The organism is Aporhodopirellula sallentina SM41, from assembly GCF_000346505.1.
GTDB lineage: Bacteria > Planctomycetota > Planctomycetia > Pirellulales > Pirellulaceae > Rhodopirellula > Rhodopirellula sallentina.
In genome coordinates this window covers 24842-33431 of record NZ_ANOH01000357.1, presented here as the reverse complement: position 1 = coordinate 33431, position 8590 = coordinate 24842, and the positions used below count along the sequence as shown (strand labels likewise).

Below are 8590 nucleotides of genomic sequence, written 5' to 3'. Positions count from 1 at the left end.
AAGGTTATCGGCGGAATGGGATTTCACGCGGGTTGAGGCCAGGAACCGCGGTTCGTGTGGGGCCGGAATGAAAGTAGGCCGGATGAAGGAGGCTTTGCGACGCGTATCCGGCGGTGGTGTGGATGCCGGAACGTCGCTTCGCTTGGTCCGGCCTACAAAGGTTATCGGCGGAATGGGATTTCACGCGAGTTGAGGCCGGGAACCGCTAACGCAGTGCGGTTGATGTGTGTGCTCGTCGGCTTTCAACTTTGCGATGGGGACCGGGCGGGTGACTACTTCTTTGTGGGCTTCTTCCACAACACGATGTTCTCGACGTCGTTGGGGACCGGATCTCCTGCTGTGCTACGGCCGTTTTCGATGTCCGAGGTCAACTGATCGAGCAACTGCTTGGCGACTTCGGGATGGCTTTCGTAGAGATTGTTGGTTTCACCCGGATCGGCGTCCATGTCGTAGAGCTGTCCGATTGGGCTGTCCTCGGCCACCTGGTGCTCTCGAGGTGCGGTCAATCCGCCGGACCCTCTCGCCAAGAGCAGTTTCCATTTCCCGTGACGATACGAGAAGTAGCCGTCGATGGAATGATGGATCACCCCTGTTCGTGTGGACTCGATCGGTTTGTCGTAGAACGCGGGTAGGAAGCTGACGCTGTCTTCGCCGGCGCTTTCGGGAAGTTTTTTACCGACGATATCCGCGAACGTCGCCAAGCAATCGCTTTGACAGATCAATTGGTCCGACTGCGTCGCTGGCGCGATTTGTGCTGGCCAACGCGCGATCAACGGGATCCGGTGTCCGCCGTCCCATAGATCGCCCTTTGATCCGCGATACTGTGCGCTCGGGTAGTGCCCCTTTGCCTGCAGGTCGGGGATCCGGGCTGATTTGGAACAACCATTGTCGGCCGTAAAAATGATGAGCGTGTTTTCCTTCAGTCCGGCTTCATCGATCGCTCGGGTGATTTCGCCAACGACCGAATCCGTCTGCATGACAAAGTCACCGTATCGCCCCAAACCGCTTTTCCCCTCCCACTCTTTCGCAGGAGCGATCGGTGTATGGGGGGAGGTGAGTGAAACGAACGCAAAGAACGGTTGGTTGTCCCTTTCTTTGCTGATGAACTCGACGGTCTTGTCTTGAATCTTCGGCAGAACGTCGACCGCCTCGAAATCAGGTTCGGCGGGGCCTTTGCGAAACCCGAAAGCTTTGACAACGTTGCCCTTACCAACGAACCGATCGTTCTCGATGTAGATGTACGGCGTCATGTCCAGCGACGCGGAGATGCCAAAGTAGTAGTCAAACCCACGTTCGTTGGGGCCGTCGCTGATGCGAGCATCCCAGTCCACGTTCGGTGGATTGTGACCTCTGACTCGCCGTTCGTCGGTGTAGGGGATGGTCATCCCGAGGTGCCATTTTCCGATCGCGGCGGTCTTGTATCCGCTCGTTTGCAGCAGACTGCCCAGTGTCATCCGGTCTTGCTCGATCATCGGCGGATCGTAGCCGTAAATCACGAACCTTTGCAGAGACGTTCGCCAGTTGTACCGACCCGTCAGCAGGCTGTATCTCGTCGGTGTGCAAACCGACGAGGTCGAGTGCGCGTCGGTGAACGTGATTCCCTGTTGAGCCAACGAGTCGATATGAGGCGTCGAGATTTTACCGCGTTCGGGATTGAGACACTGAATGTCTCCGTAGCCGAGATCGTCTGCCAGGATCAGAACGATATTCGGATGATCGAGCGAGCCTGTTTCCGCGAAAGAAGTTCGCGAGGATGCAACAAACAGAGATAAGGAGCAAAGAATCCCAACGAGACAAGAACGCGAACCCAAGATGGTCATGGTGATATCAACGAGAGAAGAGGAATAGTCGCCGACGAGTTCGAGGCAAGTAAACGCGGAGCGTCCACCTGCCACGAACATGTCAGCGGGGGAGTCAGAGCATTATTGCATATACTCTGGCTTCCATGGCTCGTTGCCGTTCTTAGGTTGCAAAAACTTCGCGTCGACGTCTTGGTACCACTCGTGAAGTTTCTTGCGCATTTGTTGAACTCGTTCGGGCATTTCGGCTGCGAGGTCTTTGCTCTCGCTAAGGTCCGCTTCCAAATCGTACAGATGAACTCGGCCGTCTTCGTAGCGTTCGAACAGTTTGTACTTCCCGACCCGGATCGCACCGCCGGGGATACCGCCTTGGTTGCTGTAGTGCGGGTAGTGCCAGTACAACGCGTCACGATCGAGCGAACCGCCTTCGAGAGCCGGGCGAATATCGATTCCGTCGATAGGATGATCGATTTCCACACCTGCGGCGGATGCAATTGTTGGTAACAAGTCGATTGAGCAGATCGGAGTCGATGATACCGATCCCGCTTTGGTCACACCCGGGTAACGAATGATCCACGGTTCTCGCACGCCGCCTTCGTAGACCCATCCTTTGCCTCCGCGAAGTGGCAGATTGCTCGTCGGGCTTCCTTCGGATGTGGAGAGACCACCGTTGTCGGATGTGAAGACGACGATGGTGTTGTCTTCCACGCCCGACTCTTCGAGTTGTTTGAGAACTTTGCCAACGGCTTGGTCCATCGCTTCCACCATTGCGGCATAGACGGCGTGCTTTTGTAGCACGCGAACCTTGCGAGGTTTCTTGCCGATGACTTGCTCTTCGTCCGCGAACTCTTCGCCTTCGATCGCCTCTGCTTTCTCTTTGTACTTCGCGACCAGGTCCGGACGTCCCATCAAAGGAGTGTGTACCGAATAGAACGCGAGGTATGCCAAGAATGGCTCGTCTTTGTGTTCGTCGATAAATGCAGCGGTGTCTCGTGCCAACCGATCCGGCAGGTGATCACCCGCGGGGCTCTCGACTTCCATTTGGGGATTTTCAAAGGGAGCAAAGTAGCGTTTGCCCGAATACGGACCGCCGCGACTGTATCCACCGATGTTGACATCGAACCCTTGGTTTTGTGGATAGTATTCTTCGGATTCACCGAGGTGCCACTTGCCGGCGAAGAAGGTCGCATAGCCCTTCGTCTTGAGTGCTTCAGCGATCGTGACTTCTTCGATCGGCATGTTGCTGTTGAGCGGTGCCGGTTTGAACGTTCCGCCACGACGACCGGAGAAAAAGTTGGTCGCTTGCACCCGCGTCGGGTATTTGCCCGTCATCAAGCTATATCGGGTCGGCGAACAAACAGGATTGGCCGCATATCCGTCGGTGAAACGCATGCCTGAGTCGGACAGTCGATCGATGTTCGGTGTGTCGTAGAAGCAGTCAGGGTTGTTCGCTCCCACGTCCATGTATCCGAGGTCGTCGACCAAAAACACGACCACGTTGGGTGGACGCTGCGTCTCCGACTCGGCCGCGTATGCGGAGGGACACACATGAGTAGTTGCTACTGTGCAGGTGAGAGCAAAGGCAACGATCGAAGCGGGCAATTTCATAGAGGAATCTGAGGATTTTGAGGTGTGAAGATCTGGGTGTGGAAGACACCGGTGCAACCGAACCAATCAGGACAGCGGTAGGTGTTGGCGTGCGTCGCCGAATCATCCGAAAACGAGATGCTCGGAAACACAAACGGCACAACGCAAACGAATCGAGTATTCGGCGACGCGAGAGTACCTATCCGGCAAAATGCTCGGTCACGGAAGCTCGAAGCGTTCGAATTGACGGCTCTGCGAACCCGCGTGAGCGTCAACCTGCCGGTCGATTCTATACAGTAATCGAGCCGCGAAGGAGGTGCCGCATTTGAGGCGTCTGTTTGGCAAACGTCTCACTAAACGACGCCCAGATCCGATCCGAAAACGTCGTGGCATCGACCTCTTTCGCGATGTTGGCCCTGGGGGTTCTCAGGAACCGCGGCCCGAGCGGAAGGTTCTAAAACACGCGGAAAAACACCGCCAAGACCCAGAACCTCCGAAACCTATTTTAACGCGATCGACGCCGCCAAGCTGGGCGGGTGATCGTGGGGCCGGCAACCTTTTGCGCACAGAAGCGGTTGCCTGCATGCGTCGCAGCGATTTCAACAGCGTTCTTCTACGGCACACCTACGCCAGACTCGGCTGCTACTTCGATTAATAGAAGAACGTCTGGCTCGGATCTCGTTATTCCTCCTTGGCGGAATCATCACCGCCTTCGGCTTGCGATTGATCAACCAGTTTCTCGTATTCTTCGATGGACATGTTGCCGTGCTCCGTCGCCAGGCTCGTTCCTTTTTTTCCACATCCAACGGCGACGTTCAGGCAAAGGGTGATGAGGGCAATTTTGAGATACGTTTGGGTCATGAGAGATTCAATGCTCGACGGTAGGGATGGAAGTAGAGAGTTTGTGATTGCAATAGCGACCAAACTTTTTGACCATCGAAACCCGCCCTGCGAATTTGCAGGGAAGAAGTCGATGGCCGGAGAAAGTTCGCATGGTGAGTTTTCTCGCCTCGCGATTCGTTGAAACAGAAGCGTTTCGGAAAGCCTTCGTTGGGATGTGGTCGCTTAGATTTCTTCGTCGATGACTTCTTTGCTGGCACGTGTCCCGAGGGCTCCCCAAAGACCGTAGGGGCTGATCGAACCGGGCGCGTTGGAGACTCCTCCTCCCATGGCGACGGGAGTGCTGCTCTGATTCCCCGCGTCGATGGAATCGGTAACGAACTTCACGGCTCCGTCGCCCATCAAGACGTGGCATCCTCCTTGGTGGCGACTGCCTGGAGGAAGCACACCTGCGCGTTGCCAGAATTGCCACACTCCGGTCTCGTTGCTCAGCAGGGCACACGCAGGAGAGTTCGGTGGCGATATCGTGAACATGGTTGTGAACATGCATTCGCCCGAACCCCAACGGTAACCGCGTCCGAGAACCGCGTTATTGGTAGATATGGTTGCTGCGGATGTCCAGAACTGCGGTCGTGCCGCGTCAATCTTCGGATGATTCGAGCAGTCGTTCGGGGCACCGGCGGGAGTTTCCACCGCGTCACTCAGCTCCGCACGCATGACCATTCCGTCGTTGTAGTTGATGGCCGTTCGGGTGTCGCGATCACCGAGGTCCGTGGGGATCTCGCCTGCCATGATCGTGTTCGCCAGTCCGTCAAGGATGTCGCGAAAGCGAGTGCTTTGTCGTGCCACAAAGATGCCCCGTTGTGCGGCGCGAGTACGCTGTGAACGAGCACTGGTGACGACCAAGTTCTGGTCCGTCGCTCCGGAGGCGGCGCGGAAGGGGCTGTCTCCGAGACACGCGGCGTAGTTGGTTCGACCGAGCGACGGAAGGCCAATGCCGGGATCGCTGGGGCATCGCAGGGTTGGGATTTCGGTCGCCCATGGCGGATATTGAACGTGTCCTGGATGAGGTCCGAATGCCGGCCAAGGCGCGGTTGCGACACCGCCATGCGCGACGGCTTGACCGTCGGTACGCTCGACGAGTGGATTGGAGACTTGTTCCCAGAGAGCCTGGCCTTCAAAGAACGGAAGCAAACCAACAAAGATGCTTTGTCGTTGTCCGTTGTAGAAGTTCGAGTTGTCGGTTCCGACGCGGGTCGCCTGGAACGAGGTGCCGGTTCCACCTTTGTGAATTGGAAGTTGCTTGTAGGCGGAGTGGTAGTTGTGAATTGCCAAACCGATTTGTTTGAAGTTGTTACTGCAACTCATCCGCCGGGCAGCTTCACGGGCTGCTTGAACGGCCGGCAAGAGCAGACCGACGAGCACGCCAATGATTGCGATTACTACGAGCAATTCGACCAAGGTAAATCCGCCTGATTTCTGGCGGGGACAATTTCGCGTATCCATTTGAGGACCTCTGAATGGGAAAAAAACACTATTCGGCGATTAGGGAGAATCACCTCACCTACTAGCTCAACCGAATCAGGGGCCAGGAATCTAAACACCTCCACAAAAAAAGTTTTCGATATTCAAAGGTAGCTGTTTTGCGGAGGACGGGGGGGATGACACGTACACGCACCGGTGCCCAGTGTTTGGGAATTTGACGTGCTTCATCCAGGTATCAGAGATTGCCAGAATCCAGGCCACCGAAGTCTGGCGACATCGGCTTCGCCATTTGAGAACGGCTTTCGTAATTGCGGTGCGCACGGGGCTCGAGCGGTGTTCTTTGCGATAAACACGGCGGCATGAACACGGCGTGGCGGCCGAAACGCGAGGCTATATTGGAAGTAGCCCAGAGAAAACGAACGGCCGCGATCCGTCATGTGAGCGGAGCGCCGTTCGAAAAACGCTATTGGCGAGTGATCTTTGGCTCGGTGAACAGGGTGGCCGAGTTGTGCACGCCGAATCCGATGTAGTTGATACTCGTGACGGTTTCAGAGAACGCGAGCGAGATTGTTTTTTCGTTAATCGTCAGCTCCGCCGTTCGCGAATCAAGATCGACATCGATCCGGCAATACAACTCTCCGTCTGGGTCCAAAGAACCCTTCAAATCGTTGCCCCATTGGGAATGATTTTCGAAAAGCGTTATTTCGTTGGATCCGATCCAGCTTCCGGCGCATAAGGCAGCGTTCGCGTCCTCGTCACTCGAAAGCACCAACATGCCGTTCTTGGTTGCCGATCGGTTGGCTGGCTTCATTCGCCATTGAACAGAGAGTTTCCCTGACGTGATGCTTTCGTCGAGTTCCTTCAACATGGTTTGCGCCGGCCCTGTCGCGGTCACTCGATAGCCATAACGGCAACGCTTCAGTTCCGCCCGCCCGGTGAACCCGTCCTGCAACGTCTGCGTTTGTTCATCGAGAGGTTCGGCGGCAGTCACCGGTTCGGTTACGGGCGTGAAATCGTCGCCGGCTTTGGGCAGGGAGTCTCCCTCCAAACGAATCACGAGACCGGGGGCGGAGAGGTCACCGCGGTCGGCTTCGGAGGTTCCCAGTTCGTCAATCAGATTTCCATCGATCGTCATTGTTGCACCCTGGATCGATACCTGGCTTTTGATGTCGATCGATTCCGCCGCCAACAAGTCTTGCGCCCATACGTGTTTGACGTCTTCGATGCTGCCGGCGAAACCGAGTTTCAGTTGTTGGTAGTGTCCGGCAATTCCGATCGGTTGAGACGCATCACGAATCTGCACCGAAACTTTCGCACGCGGATGGTACCACTGGTTGGCCGGACTCACTCGGCCCTCGGTCGCGATTCCGGTTGGCCCATTGGGATAGGTTGTCGCGCAGACGTACGGTGCGTCACCGTCGGTTTCCACGATGGGAAGGGGCATGTTTCGCGACATGATTGCGGGAGCGCTTTGATGCACGATTTTGCCGTAGGTGTTCGATGCCCACGTGTCCCATTTGGTGAACTCGCAGCGATCGATCAGCTCCTCTTTGGAAGACAGATAGACGCCTTCACCCGCGGGAAAAGCCGGGGCAATTCGCGACCATCTTCCGAGTCGCTCGACTTCGTTGATGCGTCGCTGCATGGTCCGTTTGCCCGACAACTGGTGGTGTAGGTCGCGTCCGAGCAGGGTGCGTTCGTTTAGGTTCGGATGTCGTTTGCTGGCGACTAAAACACCTAAACCGATCGCGATATTGCAATCGTCTTGTACGTTGAGGATCGCTCGGTATTTGGGTTGTTGTTGGGTTTGTTTCAAGATGTCATGCGTTCGCCGCAGCGTCGTTACGGACATCAACAAGGGCGACGCGTCGTAAGTCCGAAAAGTATCGGAATGCTGCAGGCAACGTAGCATGGGAGCTTGCAACCGTCCGCCGATTTCATAAACCGACGGATACGAAGATCGTTCTTGATCCCATTTGGGATTGAGGTTCCCACCCGCCCCGGTGACATATTCAAGGACGAGGTCGGGGTATATTTCCTGCTTTGCCTTGAACGAATTGAACTGAGCGATGTCTCCGCCGTCAATTTTCCAATAGCGGATTCCGGCGTGCTTGGACCACTCAACGAACGTTCGTGCTTGCTCGGGCGTCACGTCGCCACGTGTCCAGATGCCGAGCGAATTCCATCCGAGTGCTTTGATCTCTTTGTTGAACTGGAGCAACGCGTCCTGCGGCGAAAGTCCCGCGTATCTCGGGAAGTCATCTTCGTCGGCCACGAGATTGAAAAACGGCGGTCCGCCAGCGATCCGTTTCGACGCGTCTTTCGTTTGCCAGCCATGGTCGATCAGGAAGATAAAGTCCTCTCGTGCACCGTCCAGATACGTCGTCGCCCATCCGTCTTTCTCGTTGAAGACGGCGTGTTCGGTCAACTCTTCACGGGCGGCTTGGTTGGAGACGCCTCGCAAGTCTTTCAGATCAGTGCCGCGGCCAATCCAGTAGTTTTGGGCGTACCAGGTACACCAATAGTTTGCGGTTTGACCGTCCGCCGGCGGCACCAAGTTTGGGCCTCCTGCGGGCACGCAGGTCGACGTCAGCAGCAACAATGCGACCACCCGAATGGCACCGAATACTGCCTTTTTTGCGTTTTTTATCATGTCGTTGGGGTGTCCACTACGGAGTGCTTGACCTGCCGCCGCGTGTAGCAACCGGTCCTATTCGTCGGGCGGGGCCGAATCTTGGAGTCGAATATGTGAGTGATTCGAGGTGCGAGTGATGAGGCCGATCCGGTTTTGCGGGCGCGGTCCTCGCATGTATAACCGGGTCTGTCTCGCCGGATCTAAACACTCGGCGGAGAAAATCGAAAAGAAAACTCCGTGGGAG

General features: G+C 56.1%; 6 protein-coding genes. 1 reads left to right on the top strand and 5 read right to left on the bottom strand.

The genetic code is table 11. The features are described 5' to 3' along the window. Positions 1 to 193 (top strand): hypothetical protein (locus RSSM_RS34940; RefSeq protein ID WP_236621333.1); only part of this gene is annotated, 193 nt, incomplete at its 5' end. Positions 194 to 272: 79 nt separating this feature from the next. On the opposite strand, the gene RSSM_RS23470 is transcribed toward RSSM_RS34940, so the two are convergent. From RSSM_RS23470 to RSSM_RS23445, 5 genes are all read right to left on the bottom strand, one after another. Beyond that, the gene (locus RSSM_RS23470) at positions 273 to 1901 is read right to left on the bottom strand and encodes a sulfatase family protein (protein ID WP_008685242.1); all 1629 of its coding nucleotides are present in this window, start codon (positions 1899 to 1901) and stop codon (positions 273 to 275) included. A gap of 21 nt (positions 1902 to 1922) precedes the next feature. Next, the gene (locus RSSM_RS23465; RefSeq protein ID WP_081613872.1) at positions 1923 to 3407 is read right to left on the bottom strand and encodes a sulfatase; all 1485 of its coding nucleotides are present in this window, start codon (positions 3405 to 3407) and stop codon (positions 1923 to 1925) included. A 660-nt stretch (positions 3408 to 4067) separates the two neighbouring features. Further along, the gene (locus RSSM_RS23455; protein WP_008685236.1) at positions 4068 to 4247 is read right to left on the bottom strand and encodes a hypothetical protein; all 180 of its coding nucleotides are present in this window, start codon (positions 4245 to 4247) and stop codon (positions 4068 to 4070) included. 204 nt (positions 4248 to 4451) lie between these two features. Further along, positions 4452 to 5732, bottom strand: coding sequence for a DUF1559 domain-containing protein (locus RSSM_RS23450; protein WP_008685233.1), 1281 nt, complete (start codon positions 5730 to 5732; stop codon positions 4452 to 4454). A 442-nt stretch (positions 5733 to 6174) separates the two neighbouring features. After that, positions 6175 to 8364 (bottom strand): hypothetical protein, encoded by a 2190-nt coding sequence (locus RSSM_RS23445; RefSeq protein WP_044303420.1) that lies wholly within the window; start codon positions 8362 to 8364, stop codon positions 6175 to 6177. Positions 8365 to 8590: the final 226 nt, after the last annotated feature.

Bases quoted from the DNA above. Each gene is read 5' to 3' on its own strand.
- RSSM_RS23470 (WP_008685242.1), bottom strand. From the start codon at position 1,901: ATGTTCGTGGCAGGTGGACGCTCCGCGTTTACTTGCCTCGAACTCGTC.
- RSSM_RS23465 (WP_081613872.1), bottom strand. From the start codon at position 3,407: ATGAAATTGCCCGCTTCGATCGTTGCCTTTGCTCTCACCTGCACAGTA.
- RSSM_RS23455 (WP_008685236.1), bottom strand. From the start codon at position 4,247: ATGACCCAAACGTATCTCAAAATTGCCCTCATCACCCTTTGCCTGAAC.
- RSSM_RS23450 (WP_008685233.1), bottom strand. From the start codon at position 5,732: ATGGATACGCGAAATTGTCCCCGCCAGAAATCAGGCGGATTTACCTTG.
- RSSM_RS23445 (WP_044303420.1), bottom strand. From the start codon at position 8,364: ATGATAAAAAACGCAAAAAAGGCAGTATTCGGTGCCATTCGGGTGGTC.